Origin of the sequence: Roseimicrobium gellanilyticum (assembly GCF_003315205.1) — a bacterium.
Lineage (GTDB): Bacteria > Verrucomicrobiota > Verrucomicrobiia > Verrucomicrobiales > Verrucomicrobiaceae > Roseimicrobium > Roseimicrobium gellanilyticum.
On sequence record NZ_QNRR01000013.1, the window covers coordinates 1 to 15580 of the forward strand.

Annotated in this window: 9 protein-coding genes; 6 read left to right on the forward strand and 3 right to left on the reverse strand. The window is 60.7% G+C overall.

Going from position 1 to position 15580, the window contains the following annotated elements; translation table 11 throughout:
* Positions 1 to 544: 544 nt before the first annotated feature.
* The 6 genes from DES53_RS26330 (at position 545) to DES53_RS26355 (ending at position 9439) form a co-directional block, all read left to right on the forward strand.
* Positions 545 to 2986, forward strand: a complete 2442-nt coding sequence (locus DES53_RS26330; protein ID WP_113961326.1) for a DUF1592 domain-containing protein — start codon at positions 545 to 547, stop codon at positions 2984 to 2986.
* Between the two features lie 39 nt (positions 2987 to 3025).
* Positions 3026 to 4408, forward strand: a complete 1383-nt coding sequence (locus DES53_RS26335) for a DUF1552 domain-containing protein (protein WP_113961327.1) — start codon at positions 3026 to 3028, stop codon at positions 4406 to 4408.
* Between the two features lie 141 nt (positions 4409 to 4549).
* Complete coding sequence (locus DES53_RS26340; protein WP_113961328.1) at positions 4550 to 5848, forward strand: hypothetical protein; 1299 nt, start codon at positions 4550 to 4552, stop codon at positions 5846 to 5848.
* An 80-nt stretch (positions 5849 to 5928) separates the two neighbouring features.
* Positions 5929 to 6936 (forward strand): leucine-rich repeat domain-containing protein, encoded by a 1008-nt coding sequence (locus DES53_RS26345; RefSeq protein WP_113961329.1) that lies wholly within the window; start codon positions 5929 to 5931, stop codon positions 6934 to 6936.
* 273 nt (positions 6937 to 7209) lie between these two features.
* Positions 7210 to 8481 carry a hypothetical protein gene (locus tag DES53_RS26350; protein ID WP_113961485.1) on the forward strand — a complete coding sequence of 424 codons (1272 nt, stop codon included), beginning with the start codon at positions 7210 to 7212 and terminating at the stop codon, positions 8479 to 8481.
* 187 nt (positions 8482 to 8668) lie between these two features.
* Positions 8669 to 9439 carry an N-acetylmuramoyl-L-alanine amidase family protein gene (locus DES53_RS26355; RefSeq protein WP_170157430.1) on the forward strand — a complete coding sequence of 257 codons (771 nt, stop codon included), beginning with the start codon at positions 8669 to 8671 and terminating at the stop codon, positions 9437 to 9439.
* 233 nt (positions 9440 to 9672) lie between these two features.
* Here DES53_RS26355 and DES53_RS26365 read toward each other — a convergent pair whose 3' ends face one another.
* The 3 genes from DES53_RS26365 to DES53_RS26375 form a co-directional block, all read right to left on the reverse strand.
* On the reverse strand, positions 9673 to 12216 hold the full coding sequence (locus DES53_RS26365) for a DEAD/DEAH box helicase (protein ID WP_113961332.1): 2544 nt from the start codon (positions 12214 to 12216) through the stop codon (positions 9673 to 9675).
* 82 nt (positions 12217 to 12298) lie between these two features.
* Entirely contained in the window at positions 12299 to 13390 is a 1092-nt protein-coding gene (locus DES53_RS26370) for a Gfo/Idh/MocA family protein (RefSeq protein ID WP_113961333.1), read from the reverse strand.
* Positions 13391 to 13553: 163 nt separating this feature from the next.
* Positions 13554 to 15284 (reverse strand): NADH-quinone oxidoreductase subunit G, encoded by a 1731-nt coding sequence (locus tag DES53_RS26375; RefSeq protein ID WP_170157431.1) that lies wholly within the window; start codon positions 15282 to 15284, stop codon positions 13554 to 13556.
* Between the last annotated feature and the right edge of the window lie 296 nt (positions 15285 to 15580).

Below are 15580 nucleotides of genomic sequence, written 5' to 3' on the forward strand. Positions count from 1 at the left end.
TCAGTGAGCGAAATTTCTTCTTCGCCGGGAGGCCCTCGGAAGCGTCTCGCCGCCGAGAAGTAGCAGAGAGGGCGAGGCATGGCGCTCTGTCGCAAAGAAAACGACGCTCTGCTCAGAGCGTCCCCCGCTCGATGCAGGTGAGCACCTTGCCCAGTCCCGTCAGTCCAAGGTTCACGCTCTTGGTCGCCATAGTAGCCGCAGCTCGCTGAACACGAATTGCGATATACACTCCTCTAAGCTCGAAGGTTATCCGCAATCCCGCGCAAAAGGAGCGACGGAAGAAGCCCTAGCCCCGGGGATTTCAATGGGTCCTGACCCACATACGACTCCGCTCAATTTGAGACGGATCGGGAGGGGTGTGCCCACTGACCGCAACACCGAACCCGAATGTTACAATAACAGCGATCCGCTGACGACGCGGTGAATGAGATCATCAGGTGGAGCCGTACATGGAAATCCCCCGTCGATCCGCCTGCGCGCTTCACCCCGAGAACCCGGGGTCGAGCAAGAAGGTTGCGCCGGGTGTGTATTGATTTCAGTTCCAATGACACGCTCAGTTTTCAACCTTCCAGCCACCCTAGTCGCCAGCCTTGGTCTTGCCAGTGCCGTCGGCGCAGCCGAACCGTTTGACGCCTTCTTGGAGAAGCACTGCATCAGCTGCCATGGCCCCGAGAAGGAGAAGGGGGACCTGCGAATCGACAAGCTTTCACGCGATTTCAAGCTGGGCGCGGATTCCCATCATTGGGCAGAAGTGATTGAACAGGTCAATTCCGGCGAGATGCCTCCGAAAAAGGAGAAGAAACCGACGCAGGAAGAAATCGAGGCATTCGTCACGGCACTCGACTCGAAAATCAAAGAGGGCCGGGCAGCGCGCATGGCAGCTCGCCCTGCCGTGTCGCATTACCGCCTGAGCCGCAAAGAGTATCAGAACACGGTCTATGACCTTCTCGGCGTTCGATACGATCCCGCCAAACCGGGTGAGCTGAACGAGGACACACTCTGGCATGGATTTGAGCGCATCGGCTCGGAGCTGTCGCTTTCGCCGTCGCATGTGGATCGCTATTACCGCGCCGCAGGCACGGTGCTCGACCGTGCTTTCCCCGCCGCGTCCGGCGAGGCCCGCAAAGTCCGCAAGACGGCGGCGGACCTGCGCTATAGCGGCGGGAAGGACCAGCAGGCAGCGCTGGACCGGTTCGGCATCAAACGGCCACTGCGTTACCTCCTCTTCCCTGGCACCGTCCAGAATGCGCTCTCAGCCAACTGGTTCGGCAAGACGGGACCTGAGCACAGCGGCCTCTACAAAGTGCGCATCCAGGCCAGCGGCGTCCGTCCGCCCGGTGGCCAGCCCGCGCACTTGAGCATCGGCAAGCGCACCGGGGAGGAGACGGTGGATGGCCTCATCGACTTCGACATCACGGCGCCGGAGGACAAGCCGCAGGTGTACGAGTTTGAGGTGTTTCTCGAAATGCCGGCATCGCTGGACTTCTGCGTCGTGGCCACCGATGTGGTGGATAGAAGGAGTGGTGCAGCCTTCCGCAACGCGCTCTCCAGCCGGGGAGGCTACATCTTCACGCACAGCAGCGAGACCCTGCTCCTGAACCCAAATGCCCCGCAGATGTTCGACGGCAAGGGGAACGGCCTCTTCTCCACGGTCCTCCTCGACTGGATCGAATGGGAGGGACCATTGGAAACAGACGCGGAAAAATCCCTCCGCAAGAATCTGGTGCCGGCCGACGACGCGACGCCCGAGGTGGTCGCGGAGCATCTGCAGCGCTTCGCTGAGCGTGCCTGGCGCCGGGCGGTGAACAAGGAGGAGCTGGAGGACTATCTGAAATCCTATCGCGAGGAGCGCGAAGCAGGCGAAAAGCCGGCCGAGGCCTATCGCGTGGCGATGCAGGGCGTGCTGACCTCCCGCAACTTCCTCTACATCGTGGAAGGCTCGCCGGAGGCCCGCGAGAAGCTCACCGACCTGGAACTCGCCTCACGGCTCTCGTATTTCCTGTGGAGCTCCATGCCGGATGACGCCCTCTTCACCGCAGCAAAGGGTGGCACCCTGAACGGCGAGGGACTGAAAAAAGAGGTCGACCGCATTTTGACGGACAGCCGGATCAATCGCTTCGTCGATGACTTCTCCCGCCAGTGGCTGCAGCTGCACCGCGTGGGCATGTTCCCGCCTGATAAGAAGCTCTACCCCACCTACGACCGGTGGCTGGAGACCAGCATGCGGGAAGAGCCGGTGGAGTTCTTCCGTGAAGTGTTGGTGAAGAACCTCCCCATGGAGAGCTTCCTCGATTCCGACTGGACCATGGCCAATTCGCGGCTCTGCGATTTCTACGGTCTGCCAGAGCCGAAGACGGATGCCTTCCAGCGCGTCTCGCTCAAGCCCGAAGATCGTCGCGGTGGCCTGCTCACCATGGGCGCATCGCTTGGGCTCACCTCCGACGGCACGCGCCACCGCCCCGTGCACCGTGGCGTCTGGCTCAGCGAAGTGATCTTCGCCAAGACGCCGCCACCACCGCCGGCCAACGTGCCCGCGATCGAACCCAATCCTCCTACAAGCGCCAAGGCTACCCTCCGCGAAAAACTGGAGGCGCACCGCGACAACGCCAACTGCTCCGCCTGCCACGCGAAGATCGACCCGCTGGGCATTGCATGGGACAACTACGATGCCATCGGCCAGTGGCGCACCCATGAAAAAGTCGCCGCAGGAACCGGCGCGGACCCCATGGTGAATCCCGCCGGCGAGATGCCCGACGGTCGCCACTTCAAGGATCCCAACGAATTCAAGCGGCTCTTGATCGAGGACCGTGACAAGTTCGTTCAGGCCTTCATCGAACACCTTTCCACCTACGGCCTCCGCCGCGTGCTCACCGTGGATGACGAAGACGACATCGCGGCCATCGCCGCAGAAGCGAAGAAAAACAAATACGGCGTGAAGGACATCGTCCGCGCCGTGGCGGTCTCCAACCTCATGCGCAAACGCTAACGCTCGCTCCGCAATCTCCCCTCTTTAAAATCCGATACTATGAGCAACTACCTGTCCCAATCCTGGCTGATCGACCGCCGCCATGCCCTCAAGGCATTGGGCTCTTTCATCTCGCTGCCTCTGCTGGAGTGCATGGTCCCGAGACAGGCGGCGGCAGCCGCGGCGATCACTGAAACGCCCAAGCGCAGCGCGTTCATCTATCTGGCGAACGGCGTGCATTCGCTGAACTACCAGATCACCACGTCGGGGAAGGACTACAAGTTTTCTCATTCGCTCAAGCCCTTGGAGAAGCATCGCCAGAGCATCACGCCCATCAGCGGTCTGCACCACCCGGGCAGCCTGAGCCATCACCACAACTGCATCAATGTGTGGCTGACCGGCGGCAAGCTCGGACCTTCGGACAAGAACACCATCTCGGTGGACCAGAAGATGGCGGAGATCACCGCGCAGCATACGCGCTATCCGTCTTTGGAAGTTGCTATCACGCAGGAATCTCTCGCGTGGACGGCGGACGGAGTGCGCCTGCCTGCGATGCGTCGCTGCAGTGAGATCTTTGCCTCGATGTTCGCAGAACCCAAGGGCGGTATCGCAGCCCAGCGCCGCGCCTTGCGCCGCAAGGGCAGCGTGCTGGATGACAACCTCGCCGAGGTGCGTCGCCTGGAGAAGCAAATGGGCAAGCAGGACAAGGGACGCATGGATCAATACCTCACGTCCGTGCGTGAGGCCGAAATCCGCACGCGACGGGCTGATGCCTGGCTGGATACACCGCTCCCGGTCATCTCCGAAGCCGACCGCCAGCGCACCAATCGCGACATCCCCGACACCAAGGCGGGTGATTATTTCCGCACGGTCTATGACCTCATGGTGCTTGCATTCCAGACGGATGTGACCCGCGTGGCCACCTTCAGCCTCGGTGGTGAGGGTCAGGCGATTTCCATTCCTGAAATCGGCATCACGGAGTCACGCCACCAGCTCAGCCACCACGGCGGTGACCCGGGCTATATGGAGAAGCTCACCAACTACGACACCTTCGCCATCGAGCAGTACAGCTACTTCCTCACGAGGCTGGAGGAAACCAAGGACCTCAGCGGCAAATCGTTGCTCGGCTCCACCATGTCCCTTTTCGGCAGCGGCATGTCCTACGGTCACAGCCATGGCAATGCCAACCTCCCGCTCGTGCTCGCCGGTGGCTCGGACCTCGGCTTGAAGCACGGCCAGCATCTGGACTTCAACAAGGAGGCTGCAGGATTCCAAGGTTATGCGCTCAACGCAGCCGGAGCGCTCACCAGCGCGCACTATCAGGTCTGCAGCCGCCCCGTGAACACCGACGCTCACATGAGCAATCTGCTCCTCCTCATGGCCCAGCGCATGGGCGTGGAGACGGACAAGTTCGGCGACAGCAACAAGGTGATCGCGCTGTGAGGTGAGCGCATGGAGTGATGGAGTAGTGGAATCATGGAGTGATGGGAGCCACATCGTTTCATCACTCCAAAACTCCATCATCCCATTGCTCCGTTATTCCAATACTCCATTGCTCCTCCACTCCACTACTCCCTCTCTCCGATGATCCGTGCCCCCTGGCTTCTGGCCCTGTGCCTCGGCCTCTCCTTCTCCACAAACGCCGCCCACGCACAACAAGGAACAAAGAACCAAGTACCAGGAACTGATGTGTTCCGTCCCGAAGCGGGGAAGTTTCCTCCTCTTGAGAAGGCGCATACCTACCGGGGTGAACTCGTGTTCGTGGATCACGTCAACCGCCGTGGCAGCGTCCGCGTGCAGGGTGAGGGCGGCACGTACTTCCGCAATGCCCCGCAGCCCTTCGCGCTTCTGCCATATGCCGTGGTGCGCTATCACGGTGCGCCGGCGGATCTGAGGGACATCCCGCTTGGCACCGTAATGCACGTCCGCGGCTTTCTCCCGCCGGACCCGAAGCTCTCCGCCGTGCCGGTGTTGCCCGTCGATAACAAGAACAAGATCGCGGGCTACAGCGGCACTGGTGTCGCGCCAGCCGAGAACCACATCCTCCTCCTGGAAGACGAACCCAGCCACTGCCAGCGCGAAGGTCTCGCTTGGAAGCTGAAGGAAGTGGACGTCAAGGACAACGAGGGCATGATCATGGCCAGCCTCGCACCGAAGACGGGCACCGGTGGCGACAGCAAAGCAACCGAGGAAAAGCTCACCTTTGACGCCGCCACCCGCGTCTGGCGCGGTCGCGAATGCCTGAGCATCGCCGACCTGATCGCAGAGGGAGCCTGGCCATCGAGTGGCAAGAAAGCACTCGATGGCCAGTCCGTGTTGCTCGGGATCACCTGGAGGCCCACGCCCGATGGTGTATTCACCCGCTTCCACATCTCGGACATCTGGCTGGACGACGCCGCCACACAACGTGCCGCGCAGAATCAAACCGAGCTGAACAAAGCTTTCATCCGCAGCCGCTGGATGCCAGCTTGGGTGGACAATGTGGAGTATGGCAAGTTCGGTCGCGCCACGGTGACCGTGACCTTGTTCGGAGGCATGGATCCTTCCCTGTATGCCGACTTCAAGAAGGGCGGACAGGTGCTGGTGAATGGAGCCGAGAATACCTTGAAGCACGCCGGAGGCGGATACGGCCCCGCGCACATGGCTTCCAAAGGCCCCATCCTCAACGTCACGAAGATCGAGGGAGAGGCCCCTGTGGGCAGCAGTGGCATCCAGGTCAAGTTTGAGACGGACCTCGTCATCGAAGGCATCCGCCCCACGAGAGTCATCCGCATCCGTCCTTCGGAGTGGCCCCAGGTACAGGTACCCCGCGAGGAATATCTCGGTGACGGCACCGACGCCGGAGATCGCTTCCCGACCCCGGACATCTTTCCCAAGTACTGACGCCGCCTGGAGTAACGGAGTATTGGAATTCCACAACTCCAGCACTCCATTACTCCACCGCTCCCTCGCTCCCTTTCCTCATGAAGTCACCCGCTGCGCTCTTCTGCGCCCTCACCACTCTCGCGTGCTCGACCACGGCCTTCGCCCTCGACCCTCATGTCGAAGCGGTCATCCGCACCGTGGAAGGCGCCAAGGGCAAAGTCGAAAAGACCGAGGACGGCCAGAGTCTCAAGCTTGTCGATCTCGCCGTGCCCAACACCGGCCCGCATGATCATCGCAAGGACGATCCCTATGACGCGGCTTTCTTCGAGCACCTCGGCCACATCACCACGCTCGAATCGCTCAACGTCATCTCCACCAAGTTCAACGACGAGTGGATGCCACACATCGCGAAGCTTACCAAGCTCAAGACCCTGCGATTCACGAACAACGGCAAGCTCACAGACGCGGGCATGGTGCAACTCGCCGGACTGAAGGATCTGGAGAGCTTCTCCTTCGTCGGCACCGCCATCACCGGCAAAGCCTATGCGAAGTTTGAGGGCTTCACCAAGCTCACCCGCGTGAGCCATCGCGGCAGCAAGATTGATGACGAAGGCTTGAAGGAACTCTGCGACCACCTGCCCAACCTCGAAAGCATCAGCCTCGCACATGCAAAATTCACCGATGCCGGAGCTCCGAACCTTGCGAAGCTCGTTAAGCTCAAGAGCCTCGAACTGGGAGCACTCGCTACGCCTGCTGCGTTGAGGAACATCACCGCGCTGCCACTCGAAAACCTCCAGCTCGGCGAAGGTTTCGACAAATCGGAATCCCTGCCCATCATCAAGGAGATCAAATCGCTGAAGCGACTCACGCTCACGAACTGCAAGACCACTACCGAGGACGATCTCAAGCTGCTCGCCACCATGACGCAGCTCGAGTCTCTGGAGTTCGGCCACCTTGAGATGACCGATGCACTTCTGTCGCAACTGACCGCCTTCACGTTCCTCAAGGAATTGAAGTTCTATTACCCGAAACGTTACTCCCCCGAGACCCAGGCCAGGATCCAAGCCGCAGTACCCAAGGTCGCTGTGAAGTTTACTCCGCAGTAGTTCCCTGTTCCTCGCAGCCCGTTGAGACGTTGAATCCACAATGCCTTCCCGTCACTTAAACTCCAGGCAACGCTCACGACACTCCTCTGATCTATCGTATGGCGAGCCCAATCACCGGTGGGGAGCCGCTGCGCCGGCTTCCTAATCAGGTGGGCGGAGGAGGTGTGGAACGAACGCGTGGCAAGACGCTGGCACACATATGCTCCGCTCCGCCGAACTACTCGCCTTGCCAGAAAGCTGCCCTTTAAAAAACAGGAACCAGGCACAATGGACATGAACCGCGTCATCCTTCTCCTCACCCTCACCTCCCTTCTGTACGCCCACGCCACCGCTGCCGCAGACGAACCGTTCCGTCCTGAGGCTGGCAAGTTCCCCCCATTGGAAAAAGCCTATTCCTATCGCGGTGAGCTGGTGTTCGTAGATCACGCAAACCGTCGCGGCAGCATTCGCGTACAGGGGAATGGCGTATTTCGCCGGAATGAGCCGCATCCTTTTGCCATGCTTCCCTACGGCATGGTTCGTTATCACGGCGCACCCGCGGATCTTCGGGACATTCCGCTCGGGACCGTGCTGCACGTCCGTGCCTTCCTTCCCCCCGATCCGAAGATCTCCGCCGTACCCGTGCTACCGGTCGACAGCAAGGACAAACGATCCAGCTACGGCGACATCGGCTCTGCCCCCGCGGAGAACCACGTTCTCCTCCTCGAAGACGAACCCAGCCGCTGCCAGCGCGAGGGTTTGGTCTGGAAGCTCAAGGAACTGGAACTCAAAAACAACGAGGGCACGATCGTCGCCAGTCGCGAGCCGAAAGCTGGTCCGGGCGGAGACAGCAAGGTCAGCGAAGAAACCCTGAGCTTCGATGCCGCCACACGCATCTGGCGTGGTCGCGAATGCCTTGAGATCTCCGACCTGATCGCAGAGGGAGCCTGGCCCGCGAGTGGAAAGAAATTGCTCAATGGCCAAGCCGTCCTGCTGGGGATCACGTGGAAGCCCACACTCGGCGGTGTGTTCACCCGCTTCCACATCTCAGACATCTGGCTGGACGATGCCTCCATGCAACGCGCGGCGAAGAATCAGACTGAGACACACAAGGCTTTCATCCGCAGCCGCTGGATGCCTGCATGGGTGGATGCCGTAGAGTATGGCAAGTTCGGTCGCGCCACGGTGACCGCAACCCTGTTCGGTGGCATGGACGTTTCTCTCTACGACGATTACAAGAAGAACCGCCGGGTGTTGGTGAATGGCGTAGAGAACACCTTGAAACACACGGAAGGCGGCACCTCCGGCCCCACACAGATGGCCTCACAAGGCTCCATCCTCGATGTCACGCAAGCGACCGGAGAGCCCCCCTTGGGCAGCAGCGGCATTCAGGTCCGCTTTGAGACGGACCTCATCACCGAAGGCATCCGCCCCACCCGCATCATCCGCATTCGCCCCGCCAGCTGGCCCGATGTCCACATGCCCCGCGAGGAATACCTCAACAGCGGCGGCACCTTCAGCCACGAAGACCGCTTCCCGACGCCGGATATTTTTCCGAAGTACTAAGGTCTTTCCGAGCGGAAAAGGCATCCACCCTGCTCCTCATCCGCGAGTCCTGCGAGTCGGATGCGGAAGCTTTCGTGCAGCTGGAGCACTACATCACATGGTTGGTCTGATCCTCTCGCGAGAGGTATTGTTGACTGACCCATCCTTGTATTTGTGCAATACTTCCCAAGGTGACGGCCAACAAGAAATGACCACGAGCAAACCGCATCGCAGTTCATTCCTTCTTCTCTCCAGTGGCATGGCGTTGTTGACGCTGACCTTGCTGCTGGCGAGTTGCAGTTCCTCCTCGTCTGCCTCCAGGGGACCCAGCAGTTCCAGACTGGACCAGTGGGGAAATCGAGCGGGGCCAAGCGGCTTTGGCACGGTGGTGGTGGATGCTGGACATGGTGGAAAAGATTCGGGGGCGGTGTCACGCCGCACGGGATTGGTGGAGAAGACGCTGACGCTTGACCTGGCGAGGCGTCTCCGCAGTGAATTGCGGGGAAGCTTTCGTGTGGTGATGGTGCGCGATTCGGATGCGTTTGTGGACCTCGATGACCGCGTTCGTATCGCTAACAAAAAAGACAGCGTCCTCGTCAGCATCCATTTCAACGCAGGCTCGCGGCGACTCGCGGGACCGGAGACGTACTGGTGGCGGGTGGACAGCTACACCCTGGCGAAGCGTGTGCAGCGTAATCTCACGGGCGTTTCCGCACAGGACAACTCGCGCGGCCTCGTACGCCGTCGCCTGAGGCTGACGCGCAATCCGATGGTGCCATGCATCCTCGTCGAGGGTGGTTATATCACCAACGCTCGCGAAGCGAAGTCACTCGCCAACCCCGCCTATCGTGCGCAACTGGCACGCGCCATCGCTGCAGCGCTGCGTGAGCAGGCCGCCGAGGGTGATGGCAATCTCGGTCCCCTGCCCGCGTTCATCTCCGCACCACCCAGCCGGCACGGGGATGCGCGCAGCAGTTGATGCCATCAACAATTGAAATGGGTCTTCGCGCCGGAAGCGAGGGGCTGGGCAAAGGAGCGTGGACACTCTTGTCCGCCGTTCCGCAGTGTGGCGACCTCATTCATGTAGAGGCTGCTGGTGACGCTTCTGAAGTAGCTGGTGGAAAGTGGCCTTGCCTGCCAGGTGAAAGAGCGTGGTGCGTCAGGGATGGCGGACAAGAGTGCCCGCGCTCCTTTGAAATGCTGCACACAACGTCACGTTACCACCACCGGCCCAATCCCCAAAAGCGCCAGCGTCGGCTTGCCAGCCTCGCGCGCTTGCTCCAGGTCGACACTGAACTCCATCTGCCAATCGTTCAGGCCTTCCGGATCCACCAGCACCTGGCACACGCGCCAGGTGCGCTTGTCCTCGCTCGACTCCACATACGTGTGGCGGCCATTGCGCGCTTCGTTGTCAATGCTGATGCGCTCATGCTCGTCGTAATACGGATCCAGCGTGGCAATGAGGCTCTCTTCACTCCAAATCGACCGAAGCTGAGAGAACTGGGATGCCGCGAGCTTGTAGTTCCCCATGGCGAGAGGGCGGAGGAAGCGGAAGATTTCGGTGCGGACCAGTGCGATGAACTCACGCTTGTTCCGCGTAATGTCCGCGGGCTCCCTGGAGGCAGGCTCGTCTTCGCTCGGTTTCCAGTTGGGGTCACGCAGGCGCTCCCATTCATCCAGCAGACTGGAGTCGGTGCCGCGCAGCACACCCGCGAGCCAGGCTTCCATCTCCTGCACCGATTCGGTCTTAAACTTGTCCGGCACGGTTTGCGTAAGGATTTTGTGCACGCCGGAGAGGTGGCGCAACAGCACGCCCTCGGCACGGTCGAGCTCGTAGTCCTTGATGTAGTCTGCGAAGCTGCGGAAGTTCTCGAACATCTCGCGGGCGATGCTCTTGGGGCGGATGTGATCCTGACCCACCCAGGGATGCTCTGCCTGGAACTCGTTGAACGTGCTGTAGATGAAATCGCGGCACGGCTTTGGATATTCCAGCTCTTCCAGCCGGGCCATGCGCTCCTCGTACGGAATGCCCTCGGCCTTCATTTCGGCCATCGCATCGTCCTTCACCTTGCTGAGCTGGCGGCGCAGGATGGTGTCCGGATTCTCCATGATGGACTCACAGAGCGTCATCATATCCGCCGCATAGGTCGGCGATGCAGGATCGATGATGGCAAGGGTGTCGATCACATAGAGCGCCAGCGTATGGTTGAGCGAGAAGTCATCCTGAAGCTCAACGTTCAGCCGCAGCTTCCGCCCTTCGGCTCGCTCAGCTTTGGGAAGCATCTCGATGATCTTGCGCTCCACCAGCGCGCGGAAGAGTTGCCAGGCACGCTTTCGGTGCTGCTTCTTCGCCTTCGGCGGCTCGTGCGAGTCCGCAATCAAACGCTGCATGGCACGGCAACCATCGCCATCACGACTGAGCACCTGGAGCAGCATGCCGTGCGAAACCTGGAAGCGCGAGGTCAGCGGCTCGGGTGATGCCGACTGGAGTTTCTTGAAGGTGTCCTCATTCCACCCCACAAAGCCCTCCGGTGGTTTCTTCTTCACCATCTTGCGTAGCTTCTTCGCATCGCCCGCCGCCTTGGCGTCCATCTTGAGATTCTCGATGACGTGCTCCGGTGCCTGCGCGACCACATACCCGATGTCGTCGAAGCCACGTCGTCCGGCGCGGCCACTGATCTGATGGAAGTCTCGCGCAGAAAGGGTGGACACCTTCTGTCCGCCATACTTGCTCAGGCGCGTCAGCAGCACCGTGCGAATGGGGACATTCACACCTACCCCAAGCGTGTCCGTGCCGCAGATGACTTTCAGCAGACCACGCTGCGCGAGCTGTTCGACCAGCATGCGGTATTTCGGCAGCAGTCCGGCATGGTGAATGCCGACGCCATGAGCGAGGTATCTCTTCACTTCCTTTCCATAGGGACTCGTGAACTTCACGCCCATCATGAAATCCTTGATGGAGGCTTTCTCTGCCGGAGTGCAGAAGTTCAAGCTCATCAAATCCTGCGCAGCCTGCGCGGCTTCATTCTGCGTGAAATGGACAAGGTAGACGGGCGTCTTTTTGGCCTCGACCAACTCTTGCAGCGTAACATCCACTGGTGTCTCCACATAGCTGAACTCCAAGGGCACAGGGCGTTCTCTTGAGGACACGATGGTGGTCTCCGCGCGTGTCAGGCGGGTGAGTTCGTCCCGGAAAAATTCAGTCGCGCCCATGGTGGCGGACATGAGCAAGAACCTCGACTCACTCATGGTGAGAAGAGGCACCTGCCACGCGACGCCACGCTCGTGGTCCGCGTAATAGTGGAACTCGTCCATGATGACCTCGCGAAAAGGGGCCTGGGCACCGTCGCGCAGCGCGTAGTTCGCGAGGATTTCGGCCGTGCAGCACATGATGGGCGCATTGCGGTTCACCGTGGCATCACCCGTGGCCATGCCCACGTTGTCCGGCCCGAAGTCACGGCAGAGCGCGAGGAACTTCTCATTCACCAGGGCCTTGATCGGGCTGGTGTAGACCGAGCGCCGACCCATCGCCAGCGAGCGAAAGTGCAACGCCGTCGCCACCAGCGACTTTCCAGAGCCAGTCGGAGTATTGAGGATGACATTCTTGTCCTCGAAGAGCTCCAGCACCGCCTCCTCCTGGGCGGGGTACAGCTCCAGCTTCTTCTCCGTTACATAGTCGAGGAAGCAGCTCAGCAGGTCGTCATTGGAGGCGCCGGAGGATGACGGCAAGCGGCGCAGCAGGGGGTGGTCGGACATTGAACGGACACCGTCCCGAAACGGAGGCGTCGGGCAATGACTGATTTCCTGCAGGGAAGATGAATGGGGCGTGATCAGCCCTTCATGGCAGCACCACTTTCTTGCCGGTCTTGGCAGACTCGCGTGCCGCTTCCTGAATCTCCATCGCAATGAGATTCGTCTCCAGGGAGGACATGCTGCCCTTCGGATCGATTTCACCCCGGATCACCGCCGCGAAATATTCTACCGAAGTTCCATAGGGCGCGGGCAGCGGAGCCGCAGTCTTCTGCTCAAAGCTCTTCGCACGCTCCAACCGGATGTCATAGTCCGTGGGATTGATCGTCCGGATGATCCCCTTCCGACCGTAGATCTCCACGTCCTTGCGCGGGAACGTCCAATCCCAAGACGCCTGGATGATGCCCTGCGCATGCGGATACTCAAGGATGAGCGTCGCATTGTCATCCACCTTGGTCCACGTCTCAGGCCGGTTCGTCTGGAAGACGGCCGTGACTGACTTCGGGCGCTGATTTCCCAGCAGCCAGGTCGTGATGACTCCGCCGTAGCACCCAAAGTCCGACGAAGCTCCTCCCCCATTCAACTTCGGATCCTTCAGCCACTCAAGGAACTCAGGCTGCACCCTGTCAGGACCAGGGTGGCCGAAGTGGCCCACGATCTTCGTGAGCACGCCGAGCTGCTGCTCCTCAACACAAATGCGGTGCGCTTCGCCAAGGCACGCATACCACGTCGTCTCAAGATTCGTCAGGAGATGGATCTTGTGCTCCCTGGCCAGCGCAGCCATGCGATCCGCTGCGGCCTTGTCCACCGCCAGAGGCTTTTCCACAATCACGTGAATGCCACGCGGAGCCGCCGCCTCGACCGCGGCCAGATGGTCATACGTATTGGTGAAAACCCAGATGGCCTGCGGCTTCAACTCATCCAGCATCTTCGGGAGATCAGCGCCAAAGGACACCTTCTCGAGCTGGAAGCGTTCCTTGTACCGGTTCACCACTTCCTGGTTGGGCTCGTAGATGCCCACGATTTCCACCGAACCCTGATTCGCCTTGTGCAGGAATCCACTCACATGGCCGTGCACCAAGCCCGCGATGACGACTTTGACCGGGGCAGGAGAATCCGCAGCACTGACATGAAACGAACTGACGAGAAGCGAGAAGACAATCAGGAAGCTCTTGAACATCCATCAATAGAGCGCTCAACATCGCGTTTCTTGCAGAAATCACGGATGGATCGCCCTCAAACACAGGGAAGCGAAAGCTTCCCCCAAAAAATCGGGGCACTCCTGCCCCCTCAGTGGGATGCGGCGACCTGACCGCACAGGGGACTGTGCGGACCACCAAGAACTACCCAACAATAATCCCCTTCGCCTTGCGCTCGCGTTCGCGCTCCAGCAGCGGGATCTTCTCGTCAGTTTCCATCACCTGCACGCCAAGGTCGCCAATGCTGCGCAGGGTCTTGCCCTGGAAGATTGCAATATCCGCCGCCATGCGCTTGAAGACATCGTCCACGGAGTGGAGACCGTTCGAGCCGCTCACGGCGAGGATGAGGTCACGCAGGATTTCCCAATCGTCATGCGCTTCGCCGGGGAGTTCCACGGCCTTGTTCAGGCGCTGGAGACGGCCGGTGACGTTGATCATGCTGCCGCGCTTCTCGGCATAGGTCGCTCCGGGGAGCACCACGTGGGAGAGCTCAGCAGTGGCATTCGCCAGCACGTGGCTGGAGGCGAGGAATTTCAGCTTGCCCAGCACCTCCTTGGTGAGGCCGAGCTTCAGGAGGTTTTCGCCGAGGGCGAGCACGACCTTGACCTTGCCGGACGTGATGTCCGCAATAATCTGGTCCAGCTGCTTGCCGGGCTCGGTGCCCCAGATGGTGCGCACCCCATTGCTGTTGGGGTTCATGTCGGCAGCGCGCAGGTAGTTGTCTGCTTCGCGCGTGCGCGGCACCACATCGAACTGCGAGGTGCCGAGCGCCTTGATGAGGGCCTTCGCGAGATAGAGCTCTTCGTTCGTCATGCGCGCGGAGGCGATGACGGCAATCTGGTCCGCGGGCACTCCGGCGACACCCTGCGCCACGGCGAGGATGGCGTCCTTCCACGTTGCGGCCTGATGCTTGCCAGCCTTCTTCACGAGCGGCTGGGTGAGGCGGAACTCGCTGTTGACGAAATGGAAGTCGAGACGGCCGCGGTCGCACATCCACGTGCTGTTCACGTCGTTGTTCTCGCGCGGGGTCTGGCGGTAGATGGTCTGCTGGCGGGAGGAGATCTCCATGTTGCAGCCGCGGCCGCAGTGGGTGCAGATGGACTTCGTTTCCTTCAGGAACCAGACGCGCTGCTGGAAGCGGAAGTCATTCGAGGTCAGCGCTCCCACCGGGCAGATGTCCACGGTATTGAGCGAGTAGTTGTTCTCCAGGCGCTTGCCCGGGTGCACCGCCAGGGTGGTATGGCTGCCGCGCTCGGTGAATCCAAGCACCGGGTCATCCACGATCTCCGCGCAGAAGCGGATGCAGCGGGAGCACATGATGCAGCGCTCGTCATCCAGACGCACGCGCGGGCCTACATCGACATTCTTCGGCTTCTTGACCTTCTCTTCACGGAAGCGGCTCTGGCCATTGCCATGCTCCACGCTGAACTCCTGCAGGCGGCACTCACCGGCCTGGTCGCAAATGGGGCAGTCGAGGGGGTGATTGATGAGCAGGAGCTCCATCACGCCGCGGCGGCATTCCTCGCTCAGCTTGCCTTCGGTGCGGATGCCCATGCCCTCGCTGACCGTGTTCGCACAGGCGATGACCGGGCGCGGCATCCAGCCGATGACCGGCATGCCGTGCTCGTCCTTTGCAGGCTCCTGGCCGGGGGTGGGACGCGGGGGCATGCCCATCTCCACGAGGCACATACGGCAATTGCCGGGGGAGGAAAGCTTCGGGTGATAGCAGTAGTGGGGCACCAGCTCACCCGCGATACGGCACGCCTCAATCATGCGCATGCCCTTGGGGAACTTGTGCCACTTGCCATTGATCTGCACGTTCACCGTGTCCACCGGAGGCGGCGAGGCGGAGGCGCTGGCAGGGGCAGTACTCATCGTAATAAGGCGAGAAGCATTAATGGATTCGCGGGAGTGTCCAGCAAGGGGAATTTGTGAAAAATTTCACAAGCGCGAATGGCAGCTCACCCACTCCTTGTGCGATCAGGGCACGGAAAGACCACCCGCACAAACAAATACTCCCACCTCCCGAGCATTCAGAAGCCACTCCCGTTCAAGGAGCAACACGCCCCAAGGGCCATCCCACGGCTCCCCACTCCCGCCAGACGTGGAGTCCCCCGAACATCTCGCTGCCATCATTCCATCACTCCGATATTCCATCACTCCCCCTCCAC

What these genes read in the sequence shown, in the direction of transcription:
- DES53_RS26330 (WP_113961326.1), top strand. Translation starts at nt 545, where the DNA reads ATGACACGCTCAGTTTTCAACCTTCCAGCCACCCTAGTCGCCAGCCTT.
- DES53_RS26335 (WP_113961327.1), top strand. Translation starts at nt 3,026, where the DNA reads ATGAGCAACTACCTGTCCCAATCCTGGCTGATCGACCGCCGCCATGCC.
- DES53_RS26340 (WP_113961328.1), top strand. Translation starts at nt 4,550, where the DNA reads ATGATCCGTGCCCCCTGGCTTCTGGCCCTGTGCCTCGGCCTCTCCTTC.
- DES53_RS26345 (WP_113961329.1), top strand. Translation starts at nt 5,929, where the DNA reads ATGAAGTCACCCGCTGCGCTCTTCTGCGCCCTCACCACTCTCGCGTGC.
- DES53_RS26350 (WP_113961485.1), top strand. Translation starts at nt 7,210, where the DNA reads ATGAACCGCGTCATCCTTCTCCTCACCCTCACCTCCCTTCTGTACGCC.
- DES53_RS26355 (WP_170157430.1), top strand. Translation starts at nt 8,669, where the DNA reads ATGACCACGAGCAAACCGCATCGCAGTTCATTCCTTCTTCTCTCCAGT.
- DES53_RS26365 (WP_113961332.1), bottom strand. Translation starts at nt 12,216, where the DNA reads ATGTCCGACCACCCCCTGCTGCGCCGCTTGCCGTCATCCTCCGGCGCC.
- DES53_RS26370 (WP_113961333.1), bottom strand. Translation starts at nt 13,390, where the DNA reads ATGTTCAAGAGCTTCCTGATTGTCTTCTCGCTTCTCGTCAGTTCGTTT.
- DES53_RS26375 (WP_170157431.1), bottom strand. Translation starts at nt 15,284, where the DNA reads ATGAGTACTGCCCCTGCCAGCGCCTCCGCCTCGCCGCCTCCGGTGGAC.